The sequence below is a fragment of the Cognaticolwellia aestuarii genome (assembly GCF_002000025.1).
Lineage (GTDB): Bacteria > Pseudomonadota > Gammaproteobacteria > Enterobacterales > Alteromonadaceae > Cognaticolwellia > Cognaticolwellia aestuarii.
The window spans coordinates 324,372-349,742 of record NZ_MUZV01000004.1 but is presented as its reverse complement, the minus strand read 5'-3'; the positions used below and the strand labels follow the sequence as shown (position 1 = coordinate 349,742).

The following is a 25,371-nucleotide window of genomic DNA, read 5'->3' as shown; positions in this document are numbered from 1 at the left end:
ATTTACGCTTTATTAACGAAAAACTGATGACTCCTTTCAAACGCATATCACTATTAACAATATCTATGTCATTCGCATTGCCCGTTTTTGCGCAAACTTTTGCTTTAAAAAATATCAATATTGTTGATGTCGAAGGATTAAAAATTGATAATAATCAGACTGTTGTAATCGAGAATGACAGCATTAAATCTATTACAGCGACAAATAAACAACGATTAAGCAAAGATGTAGTTGTACTTGATATGACTGACAAATATCTTATCCCTGGTTTAATTGATACCCATGTTCATCATGCAACATCTCCTGATAGTGGCGATAACGATCAAGTTACGCGTATGCGACTACGCAAGCTTTTACAAGGTGGTGTGACTTCAGTAAGAGATATGGGGGGAGATACTCGGGCTTTATATTCATTAAAACGTCGAGCGGATAATGATGTTATTCAATCACCTGATATTTATTACTCTGTGATTATTGGTGGCGATGAATTTTTTTCAGATCCGCGTACCGTTGAATCAGCTAAAGGGGAAATTCCAGGGCAAGTAAATTGGATGAGAGCGGTTGATGAGGATAGCCCGTTTGATGAAATTATGCTCAAAGCATCAGGTGCAGGTGCCACCGGCATTAAAATCTACGCTAAAGTGCCAGCTAATGTTATTCCAAAATTAGCAGCCGCAGCGAAAAAGCATGGTTTAAAAGTTTGGTCGCATGCTTTTGTAGGCCCTGCAAGACCACAGCAGTTGGTTAATGCCGGTGTTGAAACTATCTCTCATGCTCCAGATCTTTCAGCTCATGTTGTTGACAATTTCTATCAATTACGCCGAGAAAATAAACACATCACAGAAAAACAAAAAGCAGAATCATTTCAGCTAGATAGCTATCAAAATTTATTTGATGATATGAAAAAAAATCAAACCATTTTAGATGCTACTTTAACTGTTTTTGAAAAACAAAAAGTTGCTCGTGGTGAAAGGGGAGAGTTGATGTATCAATGGGGTAAAACCTTTACTCGTATGGCTCATGCTAATGGTATTAAAATTTCGGCGGGCACCGATGGCACCAGTGACTATTACCAATCAGCTTATCCTTTAGTGCAACATGAAATGCAATTATTAGTTAATGATGTTGGCATGACACCACTTGAAGCAATTCAAGCAGCAACCATTAATAGCGCTAAAGTGATTGGCATTGAGCAAAGCCATGGTGCTATTCGTGCGGGCAAAGTGGCTAATTTAGTCATCCTTAATGATAACCCAAGTGAAAATATTGAAAACGTTACCGATATTGCTCATGTAATTAAAAATGGTCAATTTGTTCATATAGGTGATGATAAAAGCTTACCTTTTGTAAGTGCAAAAAAAGCCGGTGGTATGCTCTGGATGTCAGGGCAAATAGGCAACTTTCCTAGTACTAAAACCTTAGTAGGTTCTGATGTGAGCAGCCAAATGCAACAAGCGATGAAGAACATCGGTAGTGTTTTACAAAGCTATGACCTCAATTATCGAGATATAGCGAAATGTACGCTGATGTTGGCTGATATTAATGACTGGCAAGCGGCCAATAACGCCTACCTACCTTTTTTTGAAACTCCACCTGCACGTAGTGCTTATGCAGCCGCGGGTTTAGCGTTAAATGCAAAAGTTGAAGTTGAGTGTATTGCTGAGCTTTAGTTGTCAAGCAACTTTCAGTCATTAGGAACAAATTAAGGATTTATTATGGACAAGCGGCAATTTTTGAAATTAAGCACAGGTGTTTCTTTAGGCTTTATATTGCCCAATGGCGTGAATGCAGCAAATACTTTGCCAGTATTAAAAAGCGATATGCGTTGGCTACCTTATAGCAACAGTGTTGTTATTGATGGATTAAGCGCAGCATTTGATTATGGCATTGAAAGCTTTGACAACAATGTTCTAGCCATATTCAAACAATCAGGTATTAGCGCATTAAATGCAACAATACCTTCACCGGGTGATGACCACGCTACAACGTTATCTAAAATAGAATCGACACTTGCCTTGATTAAACGCTATCCCAGTCATTTTCGTTTAGTGACTAAAGCGAGCGATGTGCTATTAGCAAAAGAGCAACAGCAAATAGGCATTATCATGGGCTTTCAGTCCACAGAAATGTTTGCTGATGATCTTAACCAGATAGATTTCTTTGCAAGGAATGGCGTACGTTATATGCAGTTGAGCTATAACGGAGCATCGCAGTTTGGCAGTGGAGGTTTAGTAAAAAATGATAAAGGGTTGACAGTTTTAGGGCAAGAAGCTTTAAAACGTATGGAAAAGAATAAGGTGCTAATTGACCTTTCGCATGCTGGACAAAAAACAGTAGCGCAAGCAATAAAAGAGTCTACTCGACCGCTGACAATTTCTCATACCGGGTGTAACGGTGTTTATCGTCATCCCCGAAATAATGATGACGCGGAATTAAAAGCAGTAGCAGATAAAGGTGGTGTTGTTGGAATATATTTAATGCCATTTTTAGAAGGCGGTGATAGCGAGCTAAAAGCTGAAGCGTTATTACGGCATATTGACTACGCCGTTAACCTCTGTGGTGAAGATCACATTTCTATTGGTAGTGACCAAGGGGTTGTGCCCGTTAACGATGGCCCCGCATATCGAGAAGCCATTCGACAAGAAGTGAAGCGCCGAATTGCTGCAGGTATTTCGGCACCAGGAGAAACCCCTAATCGTCCACCCTTTATCGCTGAACTTAACTCTGAAAAGCGTATGGAGTTAATTGCTTGGCACTTATCAAAGCGCGGCTATCGGGGCAGCCAAATAGAAAAAATTCTTGGTTTAAACTTATTACAGCTTTATAGAGCGGTTTGGTAAATGAGTATTTGATATGGTGGCTGCTTTAAATACCTAAGCATTATTCACCTTAAGATCAGTGTTAATGTTAATAATAGTTAATTGCGTTCAAAAGACATTTTAATGTGTTAAATGACTTGTAACTCATCTTGCAAGATGAGTTACAAGTCGCGTACACTAATGCCGATTTTGATTCATTCACTCATTGGATAGCAGAAATGTATATATCAGTAACTAACAGGCGACTTATCGCAATATGGCTCAGTGCTATATTGTTAGTCATGTCTGTGGCTGTTTCTGCGCACAGTGTTGAACATTTCGATGAAGGTGCTAAAACGCACTGTACTTTGTGCTTTCACCAGCATCAACTTGATCAAGTACTACCGCAGCAAGATGCCAATCCTGAACTTATTGTCCAGCAGTATGATGCAACGCTTACTGTTCAATCGACATTAGCACTTATTCATAGTGTTACTTACCTTAGTCGCGCCCCCCCAGTTTCTCTTTAATAGATATTAATTAACAATTTGTAACTTTACGCATCCAATTCTCTTGTTTGTTTTTGGAATGCGCACTTATATTCAATTTATTTTAGAGATTTATTACATGAACAACTTTCATTTTTTTCCTAATCGCTTGTCTGCAAAAGTAAGCGCGGCCTTAGCTATTACTGCTTTAGTTCCAATGCTGTCACAGGCACAAAATTCAATGCCTACGCTTTCAAATCCTAATGTTAGTGTTATTTTAGATGGCTATTATCAAAGTGAAGATCGTTTAATGACCGAACGAGCTGAAGGCTTTGGTTTAGGTGAAACCGAACTTGCATTAAGTGCCAATATCGATGATATGTTTTACGGTAAGTTTACGAGTGTGTTCGAGTCGCATGATGGCGAAAGCGAAGTTCATCTTGAAGAAGCGTTTATACAAACCATGGCATTACCTAATGGTTTTACCGTTCGTGGCGGACGATTTTTATCAGATATTGGTTATTTAAATAATCAGCATTCTCACACAGACTCATTTACCAGCAGACCGAGTGCTTACCGAGCTTTTTTAGGCGGGCATTACTTTGATGATGGTTTACGTGTTAGCTATATTGCACCAACAGATACTTATTGGTTGATGGGAGCGGAGGTTTTTTCTGGTGACAGCTTACGCGCTGCAGATGAACATGGCGAACGAGACTTTGATAGCACTGGTGTTTATACTGCCTTTACTAAAATAGGTGGTGATATTGGCGTTGAGAGCTCATGGCAGTTAGGTTTTAGCTATTTACGTAATGAAAATGGTCAGCTTACAGCTGAAGATCATGATGAAGATGAGCATGAAGAAGAAGAGCATGCAGAAGATGAACATGATCATGCGCACTCAGCTAGCTATACAGGTAAAAATACTTATGCAGCCGACTTTGTATTTAAATGGGCGCCTAATGGTAACTACAAATACCAACATTTAACTTTAAGTGCGGAATATTTTAGAGTCAGTGATTTTATGCTTCCTGAACTTCATGACGAACATGAAGAAGAGCACGAACATGAAGAAGAGCATCATGATGAAGGGCACGCGAAAGATTATCATGAAGCTTGGTATGTGAGTGGTGTTTATCAGTTTTCACCAAACTGGTCGGCAGGCTTACGTTATGGTGAACTAGACAGCCAATTGCAACATGAAGAGCACTTTGATCAACAAGAACTGAAAGAAACTGAGCTGAGTTTAGCTTGGCATAATAGTCATTTTTCTACTGTACGTTTAGAATTTAGCCATCAAAGTAACGTTGGTTTTGAGCAAGCAGAAAATGACAATGTTATTACTCTACAATACGTTATGTCTCTGGGGGCTCACGGTGCGCATCAATTTTAAGCTTATAATAAGTGGCGTACTTTTTACGCTAAGTAGTAATGCATTTGCACAATTCAATATATTTACTTGTGAACCCGAGTATGCAGCATTAGCAAAAGAACTTGCACCTGATGCGCGAATATATTCGGCCACAACAGCAATGCAAGATCCGCATCAAGTACAAGCTCGCCCCAGTTTGATCGCTAAAATGCGCCAAGCTGATCTAGTGGTTTGTGCTGGTGCAGAGTTAGAGGTTGGCTGGTTACCTATGCTGCAAATGAAAGCGGCTAATGCAAAAGTGCGAAATACCGACTTAGGTTTGTTTTTTGCTGCCGATCATGTTGAAACATTGGATAAAATGAGCAATGTTGATCGCAGCATGGGCGACGTGCATAGCCAAGGTAATCCGCATTTGCATTTTTCGCCACCGCGCATATTGGCCATTGCGAAAGCGCTTACTGAAAAGTTAATTCAGCTTGATAGTGACAATAGTCGTGATTATCAGCAGCAACTTGAACGCTTTAGCAGTCGTTGGACATTAGCCAGTGCTAAATGGCAAGAAGCCGCCAGTAAACTATCGGGCATGAAAGTGATTGCTTACCATTCAAGTTTTCGTTATTTATTCGACTTTTCGGGTATTGAGCAAGTGGCAGATTTAGAGCCTAAGCCGGGCTTACCACCAACGAGTGGACACCTTGCTGGCTTATTAAAACAAGCTAATAATAGTGATATTACCGCTATCGTTATTGCTTCTTATCAAGATAAACGTGGTGCAAATTGGTTAGCCGAAAAGTCTAATCTTCCCGTGATTGTTTTACCACTTTCTGTTGGTGGTAATGAGCAAAGTAATGACTTATTTAGCTTATATGACAATGTGTTTGATTTGTTATCGCAAGAGTACAGTGCGAAAAAGCTATGAGTATTGTGATAGGTAACTAACCATGGATTATGAACTACTTACTATTTTGCTACCGGCATTTGCTGCTGGAATTTTAGTACTGTCAACGCATGTCGTATTGGGTAAACAAGTACTAAAACGTGGCATTATTTTCATCGATCTAGCCATTGCACAAATTGCGGCTTTAGGTGCCATGGTGGTTCATATGGATCACGACATTGCTGAACTTGCCTATGCTCATGTTTGGATGCCAGCCTTATTTGCTTTAGCAGGTGCAGGTATTATTGCTTGGCTAGCTAAGCATATGGCTGAAGAGTTAGAAGCGATGATAGGTTGCTTTTACGTGCTATCGGCGGTTACAGCGATGTTGTTGTTATCCAATGATCCGCATGGTGCTGAACTACTGAAGCAATTGATGTCAGGGCAAATTCTTTGGGTAAGTTGGCAGCAGTTGTTGCTACCTGCATGCGTTTATAGCGCAATTTTGGCGTTGATCTTTGTTAAGCCGAAAATACTAAATGGTGCGGCCTTTTATCTCTTGTTTGCATTGGTGATCACACTGTCAGTTGAACTGGTGGGTGTGTATCTTGTTTTTAGTAGTTTAATTTTACCTGCACTAGCTATTAACAAGCTCAAAGGTAAATATACATTACTTTGGGCATATGCCGTGGGGTTGATTGGCTACTTACTGGGCTTGTATTTATCTGCCAGCCTCGACCTACCAAGTGGTGCAGCGATTGTTGCCACACTAGCGTTAAGTGCTATTTTGTTTAGGTTAGTCAGTAAAAAACGCGTGGTAAGCTAAACTATTTAGAGCTGTTGTAGTGCATAATTACCGTTAAGACCAGTGATATGGTTAAAGAATAAAAGGAGCAGTTATTGCTCCTTTTTTAATGCTTGTTTTAAGGTTATTTTTATCTGTTTTTGTCGAAAGCTGTTTTTAAGTTGTGGGTAACGATATAGCAAAACTTGTCAGTATTATGGTGCTGCGCTCAAGCACCGATCAGATGACTTTTTGCTTAAACAGCTTTTTACCCTCTTCTAATAAATGTTGTACAGCAGGGTGTTTTACTTTACGTTCAGGGGTAATTAAATAGTAGTGCTCGGTAATATCTTTGGTGCTCTTAATTAATTTAACGCCAAATTGTTCAATAATATGTTGCTCAATAATCGTTGGCGCGCAAAACACACCATAGCCTGCTTGGCCAAAATATGTCGCTAATACTGAGTCATCAAATTCGCCAATAATTAACGGTGAAATGTTAATTTGTTCGAACCACGAATGAACGCTCAAGTGCTGATTAGAGCCTTCACCAGCGGTAAAGAAAGGTTTATTATCTAATGACTGAGGAAAGTTGTCCCGTAATTTATCAGCTAAGTCTTGATGAGCAAAAAAGCTTAAGCCACATTTACCGATCAAGTGACTATAAGCCTTTAAAGGTGAGCCTACAGGCAATGGAGTATCACTTAATACCGCATCCAATTTGTTAGTGGCTAGCTCTCCTAATAGCACTTCTAAGTTAGTTTCTTTACAAACGAGTTTAATAGAGTTGTCCATCGCATAAATTGTTTTCAAAAAATTAAATGAAAACACTTTAGCGATAACATCGGTAACTCCGATTGAAAACCTGAAGGCAAAGTTAGTGGAATGATTTTTCAGAGAATGTAGTAATTCATCACCTAAGTTAAAGATCTCTTGGGCATAACTCAGTGTGATATGCCCCATATCATTGAGTACCAACCTTTTGCCTTTTCGTTCGAATAAACTATAGCCGAGCTGGCTCTCTAATAAGCTGAGCTGCGCACTTAATGTTTGTGGCGTAATGTGCATATTTTTAGAGGCTTTCGCTATGCTGCCATGTGTAGCGATAGCATGGAAATATTGTAAATGATGATAATTTAGCTTAGCCATTGTTACCCCCTAATTTAGGTTTTTTTGACATTGTTATAAGCCAACGGTAATAATTATTATCAACTTAAAGTTGCTAATAAGGCAAATTTATACGACTTTTATTGTTTTTTTAGTTTGGCTATAACTTCTTGTATGCGTTTAAGGAGGTTGCTATGTCGGAAAATAAACTCATCAAACAATGGAAGCAATTTATACAAACTGATGCCAGTTCAGGTATTATTTTGGTGCTTGCTGCCGTATTTGCCTTGCTCATGGCCAATAGCTATTTTAGTACTAGCTATAATGCATTTTTAGAGTTTCCAGTCAGTATTACATTAGGTCAGTTTGAAATTAATAAACCATTGGTACTGTGGGTTAATGATGGCCTAATGGCATTGTTTTTTTTCGTGGTCGGTCTAGAAATCAAACGAGAATTGCTTCATGGCCAGCTTTCTCAGCCAAATCAGGTGGTGTTACCTTTCTTAGCAGCGATGGGCGGAATCGCTTTTCCCGCCCTAATTTATGCTGCTTTTAATTACCAAGATGCCATAGCAATGAATGGCTGGGCGATCCCTTCAGCAACTGATATTGCTTTTGCTCTGGGTACTTTTATTTTATTTGGAAAATATCTCCCACCTAGTCTGAAGTTATTTTTGTTATCGGTGGCTATTATCGATGATATTGGTGCGGTGATCATCATTGCTATTTTCTACTCGCAGGAATTGGCGACAAACTCACTAATTGTTGCTTCCATCGGTCTTGTCGTTCTGTTTATTTTTAACCGTTTAGAACTGGAAAATAAAACGCCCTTTATTTTGGTCTCGATTATTGTTTGGGCTGCGGTATTAAAGTCAGGTGTTCATGCCACTTTAGCTGGTTTTGCTGTTGCTTGGTTTATCCCTATTGCACGTGACAAATCACGTTCCATGTCATACCAAATTGAGCATAGCTTACATCCTTGGATTGCCTTCTTTGTGTTACCACTATTTGCTTTTGCAAACGCCGGTGTTGGCTTAACTAATGTGACAATGGATGAGCTAATTACACCAATTTCAGTGGGTATCATTGGCGGTTTATTTATTGGCAAGCAGCTCGGTATTTTTATTACTTGTTTTATCGCTGTGAAATTAAAGCTTTGCCAATTACCTAAAGATGCAACATGGATACAGCTGTATGGCGTGTGTTTATTGTGTGGTGTTGGTTTCACCATGAGTTTATTTATTGGTTCTTTAGCGTTTGAAGAGCAAGGACTTGCTTATCAGACACAGGTTAAAGTTGGTGTGTTATTTGGCTCGTTTATTTCAGCAGTATCCGGTGCTTACTTATTACATAAGTCATCAAAAAAATTAATTAACCGTATAGGAGATAATCATGAAAAGTTTGAAAAATCTAATGCATAAAATGATCCTTGTAGGACTCCTACTAACATCAGTGCAAGTATTCGCTGATTTTAAAGCTGATATCATTGCATCTTGTAGTGCCTATCAGTCAGGGCATGATAAAAGTGAAATTAACGCATGTAAGTTATATATCGATGGTTTTATAGACTCATCGCTACTAACAGAAGATGCGGTTATCCAGCCAAAGGCTATGATTGAAAGCCAAGCAAGTGAGCAAAGTGCCTATTTAAAAAGGGCTTATCAAACACGGGTTAGTGATTTGGCATTTTTAAGTAACCATAAAGATTATCAGTTTTGTATTCCTCGTGAATATGACCGAAAAGTTGTGGTGTCCGTTATCGCAAAATCTATGGATATTAAACAATTAGCTGATAAGTCTTTAAAAGAAGTGCTATTCGAAACGCTTATTGCTGACTTTCCTTGTGCTAAATAAAACGCTTGGTTTTAGGGGAGTTTTGTTTTAACGATTTAGCGCAATTACGTTGAATAATGACTTAAAGCTTGTTTAATAGGTACCCCGTTATGTTTAGTTTAATTGATGGTAATCAAGCTAAGTTGATTTGACCAAAGTCTAGCTTGTATTGAAAAAAACGTCATAGTATAAATTTAGACTAAACTCATTAATATTAATGAGTATGTTGGGGCTATCTTATGACATTTTTAAGAAATTATACCATTCAAAGACGTTTTTTCATTCTGTTAACATTAGTGTTAGTTGGGTTTGTCATCTTAAGTTGGGTGAGTTTAACACAGGCACATAAGTCGCTATTACAGCAAAAGCATAGTGCTAATCAGCAGGTGGTAGAGGTTGCATTTAGCGTTGTAGAGCACTTTTATCAGCAGCAAGTCAGTGGTGCATTGAGCCAAGATGAAGCCCAAAACAATGCTATCGCGGTGATTAAATCACTTAAATATGATCAAGGAAATTACTTTTGGATAAATGATTTTAGTCCGACGATGTTAATGCACCCGGTTAAGCCTGCACTTGAGGGGCAAAATGTTGGCGGTATTAAAGACCCTGATGGCACCGCACTGTTTATTGATATGTTAAATATTGTGGAAAAAAATGGTGAAGGTTTTGTTCCATATAAGTGGCCTAAACCTGGCGTTGATAATCCGGTTGATAAAATCTCTTTCGTTAAAGGTTTTACACCTTGGCAGTGGATTATCGGTTCTGGCACATACATTGATGATATTGACGATATTTTTGCCACACAAAGAAATACCCTAATTGCCTTTGCGTTGATTTTAATTATCTTGATCACTTTACTCGGTTATTTTATTGGCAAGAGTATTATTATTCCAACGCACGATGCATCTAATTTAATGAAAGATATTGCCCAAGGGGAAGGTGATTTAACACGTTCTCTGGATAATAAGGCTCGTGATGAAGTTTCTCGATTAGCGCACTATTTTAATCAATTTACTAAGAAAATGCGTGACTCCCTAAAAGAGGTCGCTGAGAACTCAGAAGTAGTTTTAAATCATGCTCAATCAGTAGCCGACTCCAGTGAAAGTGCGCAGATATTGACACAAAACCAAAATGATATTATCAGCCAAGTTGCTACGGCAATGGAGCAAATGACCTCGCAAATTCGAGATGTTAGTAACAATGCTAAAGCTGCTGAAACTGCAGCAAATGATGCTAGAAATAATACTTCACAGGGTAAAGATATTATTTCAAATACCATTATTCAAATGGATTCTTTATCTACTAATATCGACAGCGTTTCCCAAGTTGTTGCTAGTTTAGCGGATGAAAGTAACAATATTGGTTCAGTACTTGATGTTATTCGTGGTATTGCTGAACAAACTAACTTATTGGCGCTAAATGCTGCGATAGAGGCAGCCAGAGCAGGTGAACAAGGCCGCGGCTTTGCTGTTGTTGCTGACGAAGTAAGAACGCTTGCTAACAGAACTGAGCAAAGCACCAATGAAATTCAGCAAATGATACAAAAACTACAAGCGGGCGCACAAAAGGCAGTAGATGCGGTAAAAGTTAGCCAAGAAATTTCAAGCCAAACAGCAGAGCAAACAAGTGAAGCCGATAACGCTTTATCTGAAATTGATAAATTAATGGCGCTAATCTCTGATATGAATACGCAGATAGCACGAGCGACTGAGCAACAAACCCAAGCCGCGGATGAGGTTAACTTACGTATTAATGATTTAGCGAATATGGCCGATGAATCGTTATCAACATCCGATAACCTTACCGGAGCAAGCTTAGAGTTAAAATCAAGTAGCCATAACATGTCAAAAATTGTGAGCAGCTTTAAAATTTAATTTATCGCTCAAACTATTAAGGCAAAGACTCGAGGTATTAGCCGAGTTGTTAAGATAAATAGTGAATTGTAATCGCCTTATATGCTCTGATTTGTAAAGGTTTTATTCTATTGTAAAAGGTTATTATTTTTCGATAACCAGTTAACTATTTAAGTAATAAGCCACTTTATTTAGTGGCTTTTTTTATGGATAGTTTTCGCTAGAATTTTGCCGATATATTCTCTAGTCATGCTACTTCAATTTGCAGTATTTCAGCTGAAGAAAAACGATTCAGACCAGCTATTGCTTTAGAAGCATAGTTATTGACTTGTCGAAAGTAATAACACGGCTTAAATTTTTTGCTCAAATCTTTCGGGAGCCGCAAAAAAAAACAACAATTCCTGTCTTTATTGGAGACGATAAACCTTATTAAAAATGCGCTTTAAACGAGTCGGCATTTAATAACGTTAAAACACACCTTGAAGGCTTATCTAGATATATTATTTATTGTGAAAATACTTACGGTTTTTAATCGCGACTGCGTAGCTAATATATTCTTTAAGTTCAAGGTAACGTTACTGCAATAACTCATAGCAGGAAGTTACGATGACAGAGCAAATAAAGATAAAACATGAAGAAGTCAATGTAGGCAATGGAACGGTTACCGAAAGTGAAACGCTAGTTCACACTACAGGGCATGTTAAGTCACTGATTGATAATGCCTTGACCGGTATTGTTAATTTTATTAGCAAGCCTTGGTACAAAATACTATCTGTTTTAACACTATGTAATAAGTTTACGGTGCTTGTCTTAAGCGTTTTTTTTGCTGCTGGTTATTTACCAGCCATCAAGCTATTGGGTAACTCACAAACACTTTATCAATTGCTCGATGTGTCATTATTTCAGGTGATGGTGCTGACGGTGATAGCGCTTTATTCACTCGGTGTTAAACGAATATTGAGTAAGCTTGCTTTAATAGTTTTAATCTTAATCGTGCTGTATCAGTTAAATGAAATGCGAGAAATGATGGCAAATTTTCTCGGAGGTAATAACTCTCAATTCACTAATGATTCGATAAATATATCTTTTAAGTCAATGCGTTATGGCTTATATCTTTGGTTGGGTAGTTTCATGTGTTTGGTGTTACTGTCAGTATTGCCAATGTATCAAAGTAACAAAAAATTATGGCCAGCTTTGGTTGATATAGTTAACACAAAGCCTACTCACACCCTAGATGTAAAAGCTTTCACGGGTAAAGTTAATGCTAATGTGCAATTAGTTGTACAAAAAGCTAATAACTCGATTGAGCAAATAAGTACTGATGGCAATAAAGTGCAATTGGACAACTTACGAAGCTTAAGCAACAAGAAAAAAGCGTTGATGGTTACTAGTACCGTGATAATTTTTCTTGTTGTCGCCATTTTTTTCTCAGGTAACTCTGCGCCCTCTGCTCGTGATGTTGAAAAAATTATTGCTGCAGAAATGCAGGATGAAAGTGGCTTTTTGAGTACCGAATTATCAGCAATTAACCTTAAAGACTGTGAAGAAGTTTCAGGCAGAGAGTTGCCGACTTTTACTTGTACTGTTGAAGGTGTTATCACGGCGGATTTGGGAGCATTACGCTCAGTGCTTGGCGGCAACGCTAAAAAAAGCGAAACGTTCAGTCTTGAATATATATTCGTTAAAGGTGAAAGCGGTTGGTATGGGCATTAATATTGATGTGCAAAGTATCCACATAAAAAAAGTATCTATATAAAATAAAAGTAGTCAATACGCTTTAAATTGCTCATTAATGTACTGTTAATTACTGCTGCTTATGCTTACGGGGTGTGATGTCTAGCGGTGAAGGCGAGTTTTAGTGAGTAAGTTAATGTTCGACTTATTGGCATTTACTTTTGAACCAAAGCAAGCAGCGAATAAATGTTAATAGCAAAAATCTTGTCGTAATTAATGAAAAAGGAGTCGCAGTTGTCAGATTATACTGAGTTTGAAGAAGAGGTATTAGCACGCTCGAAAAGAATACTCTTTAATGGTGATGCGCCTTTTGTTGGGCTATCAACCCCTGATGAGCAATTAAACCGTGGTTATTTTTCCATTATGTTTAACGCCATAATGCATAAAATAATTTCTTATAAGCGAGGGGCTTTTTTATCTTATGAACAATACACAGCGTACTTTGAACAAGATATTCATGAGGTCGTTATTGCTAGCAAACGTCATTTTTACTGCCAAGAAGAATTAGTGCTAGTTGTGGGCAAAGAACAATATCAGGGAGTTATACGTGACACGCTAATACCCTGTGATAAGAGATTGATTAATAATGACATTATTTTAATGAAAGCCTATCTAGCAAAAAAAGCATTAACGTTTTCTCAAGGAAAATAATATTACGGTATATAAGTTTTATTACGTAGCTTATGTTAAGTTACTGCGTTTAATAATATGCCCGCCTACTACTTTTTAATATTTAAATTCAAGGAATTGAAGACAACATGATAAGATTTGATAGCTCTATAATGGTACTACTCTCTTTGCTTTTAGTCGCGTGTGGTGGTAACTAGGAAGGAGCTTCAGGTTGAGCAACTACTCAAGCACCGGTCAAAAGTTTTACATATCGCCTTTTAGCCTTATTTATACATAGGGTATGGGTTGTTTACTGAATTTTAGGCACAAAAAAAGGCGCTACAAGGCGTCTTTAATCGTTTAAATGGTGGCTCTGTCTGACTTGGTTTGGGTTTGTATTTATTTTTGTGTTGCTGCTGAGTGTTTCTTTTGTACTACTTGTGGTCCTACTAAGTGGGATTTTCATAAATTATTTTTAATATAAATAGTATTCGCACTTAGTAAAATTAATTAAAAGCCTAGAAGGGGAATGCAAAGATAAGCACCGTGTTAAATTATTACATCATCAAGCAAAGTTTGTAGTGCGGTCATATCTAAACCATTTTGCAGTAGCCCATCAACTAAGATTTTTGTTCCATCGTCATTTTTCTTCCCTATGCTATCAAATATGCTGCGCGACATGGCGAGTATACTTTTAAAGGCGGGTTCTTTTAATAATCTATAACAGGCATTTTTTTGAGGATCATTTTCACAATTCACATCAATAAATAAATCAAGGTCGCTCTTTAATTTGAGTAATAGTTCCCTAGTAACCCTTCTCAAATTAGCTAGTTCTTTTTCAATAGGCTTACTTTGATTGTTGAGTAGTATAAGACGATTGTGGCTTTGTAAAATACTATTTCTAACTTCCCAATAATATTGACTTAAATTGCTCTGGTAGTCTTCTAAGTATGCGGCTTTAAATAGCGCAACTATATTTTTTCTTACTATTACTTCTGTCGCTGGCGAATAAGTGCTTGGAGGCGGTAAATTTAAACTATCTGCACTATCTATAGAGGCTTTAGGAGTTAGTTCAAGCGCTATTTGTCTGGCATCTTGCGTAATAGACCATATTTCATCTTCAGTTAATTCATCGTCGCAGTTATTTCCTGGGCAATTGGTATTTCTGTCATTAATTGTTTTGGTATATTTTTGCGCGAATTTATTTGCTTCTAACAACACCGTATCAAGCTCATATTTTAATCCTGCAGCAGCACTTGACTTTATCGCAGCAAGCGGGCGTTTGAGCTTATTTTCTATTGTTGTACGAGATAAATAGCCCTCCAAGTTATCGGTGGCGTCGATAACAAATTGTGCATCAATATCTTTTTGCGCATTAATATCATTAATGAGTGCTTGTAATGTTTGAGGCTGATCTAGTGTTCTTTCGGCAAAGCCTGTTTGAATTTGAAATGTTAGATAGGTGCGCTCTCTAAAATCTTTGTACCCATATCCCGAACCAGTGGTAGCCGTGCAATAGGTATAATCTAATTTTTTACCTTTAGTTTCGTCATCAGGGTCAGGTGCGTTATATGTGCCATTCTTTTCATCATCAGGACCGCACTTTTTTACCAAACGGCCAGAAACGTGATCAAACTTTAAGTGCTTCCATATTTCTTGCTCTTGCGGACCTTTAATCGTGTCTTTTTTGAGAAGTGCATAGTTGCCAGCACTTAAGGTTGGGTGACTATAGCCTTTATTGCCAGTTCCCGGAACTAAGGTCATGACATACCGAAAGTTTACATCATCACCACTTCCTTGTAGTAAACTAGCTCCTAATGTATCTAATAGGGTTAAAGCTGTGCTTGCTGGCGGATAAGCTTTTTTGCCTTGTTCAGCTAAAGATTTTAAAAGGCCAACCTGTTTATCTGACATATCGTCTAACTCAAGAATGGATAATTTAACCACTAATGGTCCACCTTTATATTCAATGGGCCCATAAACAGGGAGATAGCTAAAATTAAGATATTGCTTTGCTTTAACACCATCAGAAAAGTAAACAACTCTGCCAACTTTATCTGAAGATGGACCAAATGCTAAGCCGCAACCGGCTATTCCTTGTTCGCAAACACTGGCAATTACTACGACTTCTGCATTGGCGCTATTGCCTGAAAAGAACTCGTATGGGGTTCTCCATTCATGCGAACCCAAAACGTATCCCTGCATCATGTGAACCGAAATTGTACTGCCTTCTTTAATTGCAGGCGTATCTTGGTACTTCCTATATAATGTTTCGTAACATTTACGTTCAACACCTGCCTGTGTTTTGAGAGAGCTTGCATAATCGTCTGAAGAACAAGTTTGTGAAGGAATTACCGCATTATCAACAGTGCGTGTGTAATCGACTTCACCTTCGCTAATATTTGAACAGGCATTTAAAAAAAGACAAAAAGCGAGTAGGTAAGGTGCACTTAAAGACATCTTCATTATCGTGAGTCCTTTCGATTTGTTAATGCATTGTTTTATTTTTGTTCAATTAGTGTAGTTTGAAAAAAATAAATATCAATTTTGATGGTTGTTTAATTAATAATTTAGCTATGCCGTTTGGAGTACTATTAAGTGGTGACCAAATCTTGATAGGAATAGTTTTGAAAAGGGTGGTCATCTAATTTGAATCTGAAAATATTAATAAAATTACAGTTTAGTATGGGGGTCCTTTAAAAACTTCTTAATCGTCATTATCTGTGTAGAAAATTTGATACGTTCGTCAGCAATGTGCGCTTAGCTGAAGTATCAAAGTCGCTGCTGCTAAGGTCTGCTTTAAGCTCATTGCTGCCGTTGGTATTTCATATATTAACGCTAAGTAATGCCACAAAGCCGACCTAATTATTAAAGTAATCAACTCTGTTTTTATGTCAGCTAACTTCAGGGACAGCTGACATAATAGGTAATCTTTCTGTGGCGCTTTCGCTCCCATTGCGACTTAGAAACCGCAAATTGGAGATTTTATTTCAAAATTAAAGAACTGCCCCTGTTACACCATATATGAAAAATGTACAAATTTACTCCACAAGGTCTTTAATAGCATTGAGGTTGGTTTTTACATATTTCTTATATGGATTAAGTGATTCTTTACTGTCACCAATAATATGAAAATTGGCTTTTTTAGCCAGCTTGATGTTCATTTCTTCTACGTCATCAACCGATACTTGAACTCTACCGCGTGGAAAACGATTCGATTTGTTAATCATATAAGCCACGTTTGGTGATATTGGGTAGTAGAAATCGCACTCATGGTCTTCTGGTGCTTTAATCTCGTCAGTTAATACTTGATGAATATTTACAATCGGCTGGTCAGAGGTAATAAACGGTGTATCTGTATCATTGATAAGCAAGCAATGAACATCGTCTTTTCTATTTAAGTACAGTGATCGCCCCATACTCATTCCAAACATATATCCAATGAACCACCAAGACTCTTGAGTCAGCTTCATTATATGGTTTACTTGTTCTTCCGTGGCTTTATCTAAGCTAGGTCTAGATTTACCAAGTCCAGCACCTATCGAATCTTTAAAGTTCTTGGTTCTAGCAATCTGGTGACCGAAGAACTGCATGAAATAAATCATATTTTGGTCGTTATCAAGAACAGATAAATCGCGATTTGCCAGTGCTTTTAACACATATTTCACCTCATCTTCATGAGCCGTGTGATAATTTTCAATACCGTTGCACTTCCAAGCTTCAAACATTTTATCTGCTTCTTCGTTTTTAATGCCACTCTGCTTATATATGGATTCCATATATTGCATTTTCATATAATCATTTAGATAAGACATATGCAATTCATGTAGGTCTTCTGGGCTTTTAGATGACCATCCTTTTATAACTTCCACATGGTCAGGTGTAAGTGGCTGAACTCGATAAAAATCACGCTCAACAGCAATGCTTTTAACGCTGTCATTTCGAATAATGTTGTTGTTCTTTTTGGTTGTGTAGAAAACGTTCTTGTTGTCGGGTGCCCACCGCCTCATATAACTAGCCCAAACATGATGATGATTTTTCTTTGCTTCTAAGCTTTTCTTGTTGATTTCGACCATATGCTCTCCGATCCCCTGCATTGAGTGATCATACCAACTCTATCATGATGTTAGCTCTGTTGTACTTACCGAAATGTCTTGGTGTTTTGTAGATTACAGTCACAAGATATACAATTATGCAGTGCCCACCAATAGTTGGGCACTAATTATAAAAAGAAAGTGGGGGAAGGTCTTTAATTTTTAGCTTTCATAAAGTGTAAGATGATTTCCTAGAACATTGTGCCCCATAGTGAGATAGAACAAATAAATTATTTCCGCTATGTGAGTAGAAAATTGACGTTTGATATTTTGATTGGTTTTATTCCGCTTAGCGCACAAAGTGATCGTTAATATTTCAGGTGTGAATGACGGCAATGGTGGCTAGCAGGCCATTCACTAAGATTAACTTTCGTCAATATCAGATCTGATTTGTGGGATTAATGAACATGAAACAGTTCGTTTGGCTGTGGCTTAAAATCATGCACTTGGCAATTAAAAGTCAAACGTAGAAAAACCGTTCTTTATCGCATAAATTACTTATGTAATAACCCAGAAATATCAATTTTGGTATTTAGTAGCACAGAGGTAGCACAAGCGAGTATGTGTTAGTAGGTTATTACTAGAGAAGTCTTTAAAAATGGTGGCCCCTCCCTGACTTGAACAGGGGACCTGCCGATTATGAGTCGGATGCTCTAACCAACTGAGCTAAGGGGCCATCTTTAGTTCGTTTCAATAAACACGAGCGGTCTATCAAAGCGGCGAGAAGTATAAGCATTTTTTATTTTGTTGTCACCACTATAACGTTAAAAAGTCAGATAAAAGTGTTTGATAGTTCATTAGTTGAGCGATTAAGCTGTGAACTTAGCCGCTCAGCTTGAAAAATTCTTTATTTCAAATTTTTTCTAATGAATGCAGCTATTAAGAAAATAACTAAATATCCAAATGAACCGCCTCCTGATGAATTACTTTTTTCAGGTGTAACAGCAGGTGGTGTTGTGGTTTGCGTGGCAATTACTGCCAGTGTGATATTCTCACTTGTTGATAAGCCTTTTGAATCAGTTGCTGTGAAAGATAGTGTGATATTATCAGCACTCGCGGGGGCGACGAAAGTGGTGGTTAAGCTATCGGCGTTGGTTAATGTGATGCTAGTACCAGATGTTTGTTGCCAAACGTAGGTCATAGGATCGTTTTCGTTGTCTGTTACCGTTGCTGTTACGCTCACCGTTGCTCCGCTGTTTACTTCTCTATTCTCAGGTAATGTGATCACTGGTGCAGAGTTGCTGTCGTCATCAGAAATTGTGACGGTATATTGGGTAATAGCACCTAAGTTGCTATCGGCAACGGATGATAAGCTAATAGTAAAACTTTCATTTGTTTCATCTTGAGTATCATCTATGATGTTCACACGAATACTCTTTTCAGCAGAGTCTCCATCAGCCCAATTTACGGTGCCTGAGGCTGATTCAACATCTTCGCCAATCGTTGCAGTGTCTGCGTTTAACAAATATGAAACAGAAACCGCACCATTTGAACTACCTTGTCGTGCAAGTGCTATATCAAGAGTTCCTTGGTTTTCTGCGACGGTTGTTGCTGTTGATGTGAAACCTAATGAGCCGGTATCAGTACGGCCATCAATGTTGATGGTTAAATAATTATTACGGCCTAATGTTGCACTATTATTGGGTTGAATTAAGCGGACAAAAAACTTCTCCTTAAACTCTACACCGCTTGTATCGCTGGCAATATCTATATTAATTGTTTTATCGGCTGTGTCATTTGCTGCCCAGCTTAAGGTACCTGAGGTTGGAGTATAGTCACTATTCTCTTTGGCGCTACCGGGTAACAATTGATAGTGAACACTGGTGGCTTGGTTTGGATTACTTGCATTATTACGCTGTACGTTAATGGTGAGGGTTTCACCTTGGTTGGTATTGACGCTGCTATGTTCAAAAGCTATTTCACCTTGGCTAGACTCAAGCGTACGGTCTTTTAATATATACAAGCCACTGCCGATATCACTAACGAGAATATTACCAGATGGTAAGTAAGGATATGCACCCCAAGCGCCATTAAAACCTGCGTTATTTGAAGGTGTATAAGTATCGAAGAACCCAATATCGACAGGGTTGGCAGGGTCGGTAATATCTAATACGGTAAGCCCACGCTCATAGTTTGACATGTAATATCGATTACCACGCACAAAGCCATTATGATCTATAGCGCGTGTTGGGCCTGTCCATTGACCAACTTGTGTTGGATTATTGAGATCCGCAATTGAAAAGATACGTACGGTAGAGTTTAAACCGCCGTCTTTTTCATCAAACTCGTCATGCAATAAGATGTATTTTTTATCCTCAGTAGCCCAACCAGAGTGAACGTATTGGTTACTTTTAGCTACGTCATTGTATTCACCTGTGCCTAAAAGCGTTGTTGCTGATGTATCTGTTATGTTCCATAGCTTCATTTCCTTCTCATTAAAATCAATGAAAACGGTACAATTATCGCTTCGGGTATTACATTGGCTGTCTTTTCGGCTATCCGTAATATTCAGTGATGCGCCATCATGAGTGTAGCCAGAGCCAAAATAATCATTGGTTAATGTTGTCAGTGTTGCCGGTGTTTTTAATGAATAACTATGAAATGCGCCACCAAATTTATTACTACCTATTAACTGTAAACTTGGTGTTAAACCCGGTAAGGCAATGTTAAGTGTATGATCAACATTGGTGATGTAGACGTTATGCGCTTTAGTCACCACGCGGTTTTTTTCAACTAAGCTAACTGAATTAGGTAGTTGGTTTAAATTAATGATGGTTACGTAATCATTGGTACCGTCAACTGTGGCATAAGCATAAGCTTGCCAAGCATTGATGCTGCTATCAAAATATTGATACACCTTAATATCGCGCCAGCTAGAGCTAAGGCCAGAAATAGTGCCAACTTCTTTAGGAGCCTCAGGAGTGGTAACATTGACTACGGCGATACCGTTACGCAAACCGATGAGTGCATATTCATCACCGGTATTTAAGTCTACATGTCCCCATATATCGTTTGCTGCACTTGGACGACTGGAGAAATCTTTCAATGGCATATGGGCAAGTAAATCTATATTGTTACAAGCAAAGTTACCTGCAGCTCCATCAACACACTCGACACTGTTTTGTGCCTCGCTTAAGGTATAGTAGCTGTCTAACTTGCTCTTTAGTGCTTTACTTTCAAGGCTATTATCTGCAAACAGCGACTTGCCATCGGCCATTATAATAAAGCCTTGTTGGCGTAAAGGCTCAGCCATGTCGGCAGGAATATTGTTTAATGTTGTAGGATTGCTATTTGGACTTTGGCTCTGAAAATGGTCAAAGCGGTTATAGCCACCCAAAATAGGCACTAATGCACTTTTTAAGTAAAATAATTCTTCGCTTGAGTTAACGCTATACTCGCCAGCAGATACCAGTATTTTGTCGCCTTTATTTGCTTGTTGAACCGCGTAAGCGATCGTTTGGCAAGGCCTTAGTACTTGATCGCATTTGCCTGTATCTTTACCCGTTTCTGCAACAAAGCGAGCCTTATCGTGCTCAGAGTGGGCAAACAGTGACGAACTGCTTAATATTGTCGATAAAACAAAAATTATCCATGTTAACCGTAACATCAGATAGTCCTTATGTTAATAAAATGTTATACATATCACTTTAGCGCATTTAAATAGCTTTTTATATCTTTGCTTTTTAGTTGTGACTTTATCTTTGATAAAATTTTTTTAACTTTTGGCTTAAGAGTAATTAAGCGAGACCTATGTTACGTAACAAGCAGTACTTATATATAGCAATCTTTATCATGTTAGTTAGTGCGTTAAGCTACCTATTTAGTTTAGCGCCAGTGAGCAAGCAGCAGATTAAAATACAATTACTATGGCAAAATGACGTGTTAGATTGCCAAAGTACCTTTATGGCTGGCGAAGACAACAAGACTTGGTTTGTTGAGCAACTACAGTTTTTTATTCATGATATTCAATTTGGTTCAAATGAAACTGGGTGGGAAAAGGTTAATTTAGTTGATAACTTTTATCAAACCGGTGATAGCGTTTTACTCGGTAAGAATTGCCAACAAACTCAGCTAGATGATAGCGTAGATAGTACTGGGAATTGGCAAGTTGAGTTCTATTCTGATGCCAATATAACAGCTAATAGCCGTATGAAATTTACTTTAGGGCTGCCTTTTGAAAGTAATCACTTAAACCCTATTAGCCAAAAAAGTCCACTGAATTTACCTTCAATGTTCTGGGTTTGGCAAACAGGGCACAAGTTTATGCGCCTTGAGCTCGCTAGCAGTAATGAGCAATGGTTGTTTCATTTAGGCTCAACAGGTTGCCAATCAGCGAGTGTTATGCGAGCGCCTAATGAGCGCTGTCGAAACCCAAATCTGTTTCATTTTGAAGTACCTGCGGTTAAAAATAATGGCAAACAATACGTCCTGAATCTGAACTTGGCTGAACTACTTGATAAAGTAACGTTAAACTCGTCATCGAGTTGCCAATCAGCAAGGGATAATGAAAGCTGTCAGCAATTATTTCGCAATTTATCAAAAACTAACAGTGCAACTGAAGCGGTAGGGGTATTTAACGCCGTTAATACTAAGCATTTTGACAGAGGAGTTAATGTTGAATAAATTAGTGCTTATCGCCATATTGGGCGTACTAGGTGCATTGCTGTTAAGTTGTGATACGGCAAATAATTCCCAAACGAGTTATCAGTGGCCTATTATCGAAGGCTTTCCAAAACCTCAAGTACCTAAAGATAATCCTATGAGTGATGCAAAGGTATTACTTGGGAAAAAGCTATTTTTTGACAAAAACTTATCAGCTAATCAGCAGCAGTCATGTGAATCTTGTCATTTCCAAGCATTTGCATTTGCCGAAAATCGCACTGTTTCACAAGGCTCTACCGGTGAAGCACATAGACGAAATGCACCTGCGCTAGTTAATATCGCTTACAATAAAACCCTGACCTGGGCACATGATGGTATTACTACTCTTGAGCGACAAATATTAATACCTATGTTTAGTGAGTCGCCAATTGAGCTTGGCATCACGGGCCATGAAGCAAAAGTACTGGCTCGATTTGATACCGAGGCCTACCAAGCATTGTTTACACAGGCATTTGGTGACGAACCACTCAGTTTTGAGCTGATCGTAAAAGCATTGGCCAGTTATGTGCGCAGCCTTATTTCTTTAAATTCACCTTTCGATCGCTATGCTTATTTAGGTGATGATGATGCTATCTCGGCGTCTGCTATTCGTGGTATGGATTTGTTTTTTTCTGAGCGTTTAGAGTGCCATCATTGTCATGGGGGGTTTAACTTTACTCAGTCTACTGGACATGAACAGCAATTACTTGATCGCCGACCGTTTCATAATACCGGCTTGTATAATGTTGGCCAAACGCGGGGAGCTTCAGGTTATCCCGCAGATGATATAGGGCTTGGTGAAATATCTACATTAGCGAAAGATAATGGTCGCTTTAGAGCGCCAACGCTTCGAAATATAAACCAGTCAGCTCCTTATATGCACGATGGCAGTGTGGCGACTTTATCTGACGTTATTGATATTTATGCGGCTGGCGGGCGTAATATTATTGATGGAAAGTATCAAGGAGATGGCCGAGCTAACCAACTTAAAAGCCCATTTATTAAAGGCTTTGAGTTAAGCGTTGAAGAAAAGCAAGACTTACTGGCCTTTTTAGATACCTTAACAGATCAAGCGTTTTTAACCTCATCTGAACACCAATTAGCTGAAAAGTAGCCGGTTAACTGTAACAGGTTCGACTTTGCTTATGACGACAATAAATTTCAGGTAAAAAAAAGTCCAGCTAGTAGCTGGACTCTTGTAATAACAATATATTGTTATTGATATTTATTCGCCGTCTAAGAAACTCTTAAGTTGCTCAGAGCGTGAAGGGTGACGTAATTTACGTAATGCTTTCGCTTCAATTTGACGAATACGTTCACGTGTAACGTCAAACTGCTTACCAACTTCTTCAAGGGTATGATCGGTGTTCATATCGATACCAAAACGCATTCTTAACACTTTAGCTTCACGAGCGGTTAAACCAGCTAGCACTTCATGTGTTGCGTCTTTTAAGTTTTCAGAAGTTGCGGAGTCAACAGGTAACTCGCCGCTACCATCTTCAATAAAATCACCTAAGTGAGAATCTTCATCATCACCAATTGGCGTTTCCATTGAAATTGGCTCTTTAGCGATTTTCAACACTTTGCGAATTTTATCTTCCGGCATGATCATGCGTTCAGCTAATTCTTCAGGTGTTGGTTCGCGACCCATTTCTTGTAACATTTGACGTGATATACGATTAAGTTTGTTAATCGTTTCAATCATATGTACTGGAATACGGATAGTACGTGCTTGGTCAGCAATTGAACGAGTAATTGCTTGACGGATCCACCATGTTGCATAAGTTGAGAACTTATAACCACGACGATATTCAAACTTATCAACGGCCTTCATCAAACCAATGTTACCTTCTTGAATTAAATCCAAAAATTGTAAACCACGGTTGGTGTATTTTTTAGCAATTGAAATAACTAGACGTAAGTTAGCTTCGACCATTTCTTTTTTCGCACGACGAGCTTTCGCTTCACCGATTGACATACGACGGTTAATGTCTTTTATGCCATGCACGTTAAGATAAGTTTCTTCTTCTAACATGTTCAATTTGTATATGCAGCGCTCAACATCTAATTCAATGTCAGCCATTCTTTTTGAATGAGGTAAACCTGCAGCTTTTTGCTCTTCAAACCAATCTTTTGAGGTTTCATTACCTGGGAAGATTTTAATGAAGGTAGTTTTTGGCATGCCAGCACCAACCACACAGTGTTTCATGATCAAGCGTTCTTGAACACGTAAACGGTCCATGACACTACGCATGTTTTTCACTAGGCGATCAAATACTTTTGGTACGATTCTGAACTCTTTGAAAACTTCAGCTAAGTCATCGATTGCTGCTTGTGCGCTAGCATGACCGCGGCCTTTCGCTTTAATTACGCTATTGGCGTTTTCGTAGGCTGCGCGTAAAGCATTAAACTTTTCACGTGCTTCTTCAGGACAAGGGCCAGTATCCTCTTCTTCCTCGTCTTCATCATCTTCGTCAGACTTATCTTCATCTTCTAAGTCTTCTTTCGACAATTCAGAGCCGATATGGGTTGCGGCCGCAGGAATTTCTTCATCTTCAGCATCAGGGTCTAAGAAGCCAACGATAATATCGCTAAGGCGTACTTCTTCAGCTTCAAAATTATCCCATTGCTCAAGCAAGTAGTTAATTGCTGGCGGGTATTCAGAAACACTGCGTTGTACTTCTTTGATACCTTCTTCGATGCGCTTGGCGATGACAATTTCGCCTTTACGAGTCAGTAGCTCTACCGTACCCATTTCACGCATATACATACGCACAGGGTCAGTAGTACGACCGATTTCACTTTCAACGGTAGCAAGGGCTTGCGCTGCAGCTTCAGCAGCATCTTCATCAGTATTAGCTTCACTCATCATTAACGTGTCGTTATCCGGTGCGTTTTCAAACACCTGAATACCCATGTCGTTAATCATTCGAATGATGTCTTCAACTTGATCGGAATCGATAATATCCTGAGGGAGATGATCGTTAACTTCTGCAAAAGTTAAATAACCTTGCTCTTTACCTTTGGTTATTAACTCTTTAAGTCTAGATTGTGGGGCTTGATCCATTGACGAGTGTCCACCTATTTATGGCTATCAAAATTACAACAGTAAGCCGGAAATTATAGCGAAATAATTGGCTAATTACCAGACATAAACTGTGCTTCTATTTGTACGTTCTTT

The 25,371-nt window shown here is 38.5% G+C and carries 18 protein-coding genes and 1 tRNA gene; 13 read left to right on the top strand and 6 right to left on the bottom strand.

What is annotated here, in order from left to right; translation table 11 throughout:
- The first annotated feature begins 26 nt into the window (after window positions 1-26).
- From B0169_RS08515 to B0169_RS08490, 6 genes are all read left to right on the top strand, one after another.
- Window positions 27-1,670 (top strand): amidohydrolase family protein, encoded by a 1,644-nt coding sequence (locus B0169_RS08515; protein ID WP_077285525.1) that lies wholly within the window; start codon window positions 27-29, stop codon window positions 1,668-1,670.
- A gap of 45 nt (window positions 1,671-1,715) precedes the next feature.
- Window positions 1,716-2,840, top strand: a complete 1,125-nt coding sequence (locus B0169_RS08510) for a dipeptidase (protein WP_077285524.1) — start codon at window positions 1,716-1,718, stop codon at window positions 2,838-2,840.
- Window positions 2,841-3,037: 197 nt separating this feature from the next.
- Window positions 3,038-3,328 carry an ABC-type zinc uptake system zinc chaperone gene (locus tag B0169_RS08505; protein ID WP_235838527.1) on the top strand — a complete coding sequence of 97 codons (291 nt, stop codon included), beginning with the start codon at window positions 3,038-3,040 and terminating at the stop codon, window positions 3,326-3,328.
- 97 nt (window positions 3,329-3,425) lie between these two features.
- Window positions 3,426-4,679 carry a hypothetical protein gene (locus B0169_RS08500; RefSeq protein WP_412842118.1) on the top strand — a complete coding sequence of 418 codons (1,254 nt, stop codon included), beginning with the start codon at window positions 3,426-3,428 and terminating at the stop codon, window positions 4,677-4,679.
- Window positions 4,663-5,577 carry a metal ABC transporter solute-binding protein, Zn/Mn family gene (locus tag B0169_RS08495; RefSeq protein WP_077285522.1) on the top strand — a complete coding sequence of 305 codons (915 nt, stop codon included), beginning with the start codon at window positions 4,663-4,665 and terminating at the stop codon, window positions 5,575-5,577. Before B0169_RS08500 ends, B0169_RS08495 begins: the two co-directional genes overlap by 17 nt.
- A 22-nt stretch (window positions 5,578-5,599) precedes the next feature.
- On the top strand, window positions 5,600-6,361 hold the full coding sequence (locus B0169_RS08490; protein WP_077285521.1) for a metal ABC transporter permease: 762 nt from the start codon (window positions 5,600-5,602) through the stop codon (window positions 6,359-6,361).
- 198 nt (window positions 6,362-6,559) lie between these two features.
- On the opposite strand, the gene nhaR is transcribed toward B0169_RS08490, so the two are convergent.
- Window positions 6,560-7,468, bottom strand: coding sequence for a transcriptional activator NhaR (nhaR, locus tag B0169_RS08485; protein WP_077285520.1), 909 nt, complete (start codon window positions 7,466-7,468; stop codon window positions 6,560-6,562).
- A gap of 152 nt (window positions 7,469-7,620) precedes the next feature.
- On the opposite strand from nhaR, the gene nhaA reads away from it, so the two are divergent.
- The 5 genes from nhaA (at window position 7,621) to B0169_RS08460 (ending at window position 13,497) form a co-directional block, all read left to right on the top strand.
- A complete protein-coding gene (nhaA, locus tag B0169_RS08480) occupies window positions 7,621-8,847 on the top strand; it encodes a Na+/H+ antiporter NhaA (protein WP_077285519.1) in 1,227 nt (408 codons plus the stop codon).
- A complete protein-coding gene (locus B0169_RS08475) occupies window positions 8,819-9,280 on the top strand; it encodes a Rap1a/Tai family immunity protein (RefSeq protein ID WP_077285518.1) in 462 nt (153 codons plus the stop codon). Before nhaA ends, B0169_RS08475 begins: the two co-directional genes overlap by 29 nt.
- Window positions 9,281-9,498: 218 nt before the next feature.
- Window positions 9,499-11,133 carry a methyl-accepting chemotaxis protein gene (locus B0169_RS08470; RefSeq protein ID WP_077285517.1) on the top strand — a complete coding sequence of 545 codons (1,635 nt, stop codon included), beginning with the start codon at window positions 9,499-9,501 and terminating at the stop codon, window positions 11,131-11,133.
- 585 nt (window positions 11,134-11,718) lie between these two features.
- Window positions 11,719-12,825 carry a hypothetical protein gene (locus B0169_RS08465; protein ID WP_077285516.1) on the top strand — a complete coding sequence of 369 codons (1,107 nt, stop codon included), beginning with the start codon at window positions 11,719-11,721 and terminating at the stop codon, window positions 12,823-12,825.
- A gap of 255 nt (window positions 12,826-13,080) precedes the next feature.
- Complete coding sequence (locus tag B0169_RS08460; protein WP_085328665.1) at window positions 13,081-13,497, top strand: hypothetical protein; 417 nt, start codon at window positions 13,081-13,083, stop codon at window positions 13,495-13,497.
- Between the two features lie 507 nt (window positions 13,498-14,004).
- Here B0169_RS08460 and B0169_RS08455 read toward each other — a convergent pair.
- From B0169_RS08455 to B0169_RS08440, 4 genes are all read right to left on the bottom strand, one after another.
- Entirely contained in the window at window positions 14,005-15,921 is a 1,917-nt protein-coding gene (locus B0169_RS08455; RefSeq protein ID WP_077285514.1) for a hypothetical protein, read from the bottom strand.
- Window positions 15,922-16,496: 575 nt separating this feature from the next.
- Window positions 16,497-17,531, bottom strand: coding sequence for a DUF4238 domain-containing protein (locus B0169_RS08450; protein ID WP_202971814.1), 1,035 nt, complete (start codon window positions 17,529-17,531; stop codon window positions 16,497-16,499).
- A gap of 617 nt (window positions 17,532-18,148) precedes the next feature.
- Window positions 18,149-18,225: transfer RNA gene (locus B0169_RS08445), tRNA-Ile, on the bottom strand.
- Between the two features lie 171 nt (window positions 18,226-18,396).
- Entirely contained in the window at window positions 18,397-21,156 is a 2,760-nt protein-coding gene (locus tag B0169_RS08440) for a choice-of-anchor B family protein (RefSeq protein ID WP_077285513.1), read from the bottom strand.
- 143 nt (window positions 21,157-21,299) lie between these two features.
- Here B0169_RS08440 and B0169_RS08435 point away from each other — a divergent pair, with 143 nt between their 5' ends.
- Complete coding sequence (locus B0169_RS08435; protein ID WP_077285512.1) at window positions 21,300-22,172, top strand: MbnP family copper-binding protein; 873 nt, start codon at window positions 21,300-21,302, stop codon at window positions 22,170-22,172.
- On the top strand, window positions 22,162-23,304 hold the full coding sequence (locus B0169_RS08430) for a methanobactin export MATE transporter MbnM (protein WP_077285511.1): 1,143 nt from the start codon (window positions 22,162-22,164) through the stop codon (window positions 23,302-23,304). Before B0169_RS08435 ends, B0169_RS08430 begins: the two co-directional genes overlap by 11 nt.
- 111 nt (window positions 23,305-23,415) lie before the next feature.
- Here the strand turns inward: B0169_RS08430 and rpoD are convergent, their stop codons facing one another.
- Window positions 23,416-25,257, bottom strand: coding sequence for an RNA polymerase sigma factor RpoD (rpoD, locus tag B0169_RS08425; protein ID WP_077285510.1), 1,842 nt, complete (start codon window positions 25,255-25,257; stop codon window positions 23,416-23,418).
- Between the last annotated feature and the right edge of the window lie 114 nt (window positions 25,258-25,371).

What these genes read in the sequence shown, in the direction of transcription:
- B0169_RS08515 (WP_077285525.1), top strand. Translation starts at nt 27, where the DNA reads ATGACTCCTTTCAAACGCATATCACTATTAACAATATCTATGTCATTC.
- B0169_RS08510 (WP_077285524.1), top strand. Translation starts at nt 1,716, where the DNA reads ATGGACAAGCGGCAATTTTTGAAATTAAGCACAGGTGTTTCTTTAGGC.
- B0169_RS08505 (WP_235838527.1), top strand. Translation starts at nt 3,038, where the DNA reads ATGTATATATCAGTAACTAACAGGCGACTTATCGCAATATGGCTCAGT.
- B0169_RS08500 (WP_412842118.1), top strand. Translation starts at nt 3,426, where the DNA reads ATGAACAACTTTCATTTTTTTCCTAATCGCTTGTCTGCAAAAGTAAGC.
- B0169_RS08490 (WP_077285521.1), top strand. Translation starts at nt 5,600, where the DNA reads ATGGATTATGAACTACTTACTATTTTGCTACCGGCATTTGCTGCTGGA.
- nhaR (WP_077285520.1), bottom strand. Translation starts at nt 7,468, where the DNA reads ATGGCTAAGCTAAATTATCATCATTTACAATATTTCCATGCTATCGCT.
- nhaA (WP_077285519.1), top strand. Translation starts at nt 7,621, where the DNA reads ATGTCGGAAAATAAACTCATCAAACAATGGAAGCAATTTATACAAACT.
- B0169_RS08475 (WP_077285518.1), top strand. Translation starts at nt 8,819, where the DNA reads ATGAAAAGTTTGAAAAATCTAATGCATAAAATGATCCTTGTAGGACTC.
- B0169_RS08470 (WP_077285517.1), top strand. Translation starts at nt 9,499, where the DNA reads ATGACATTTTTAAGAAATTATACCATTCAAAGACGTTTTTTCATTCTG.
- B0169_RS08465 (WP_077285516.1), top strand. Translation starts at nt 11,719, where the DNA reads ATGACAGAGCAAATAAAGATAAAACATGAAGAAGTCAATGTAGGCAAT.
- B0169_RS08455 (WP_077285514.1), bottom strand. Translation starts at nt 15,921, where the DNA reads ATGAAGATGTCTTTAAGTGCACCTTACCTACTCGCTTTTTGTCTTTTT.
- B0169_RS08450 (WP_202971814.1), bottom strand. Translation starts at nt 17,531, where the DNA reads ATGGTCGAAATCAACAAGAAAAGCTTAGAAGCAAAGAAAAATCATCAT.
- B0169_RS08440 (WP_077285513.1), bottom strand. Translation starts at nt 21,156, where the DNA reads ATGTTACGGTTAACATGGATAATTTTTGTTTTATCGACAATATTAAGC.
- B0169_RS08435 (WP_077285512.1), top strand. Translation starts at nt 21,300, where the DNA reads ATGTTACGTAACAAGCAGTACTTATATATAGCAATCTTTATCATGTTA.
- B0169_RS08430 (WP_077285511.1), top strand. Translation starts at nt 22,162, where the DNA reads ATGTTGAATAAATTAGTGCTTATCGCCATATTGGGCGTACTAGGTGCA.
- rpoD (WP_077285510.1), bottom strand. Translation starts at nt 25,257, where the DNA reads ATGGATCAAGCCCCACAATCTAGACTTAAAGAGTTAATAACCAAAGGT.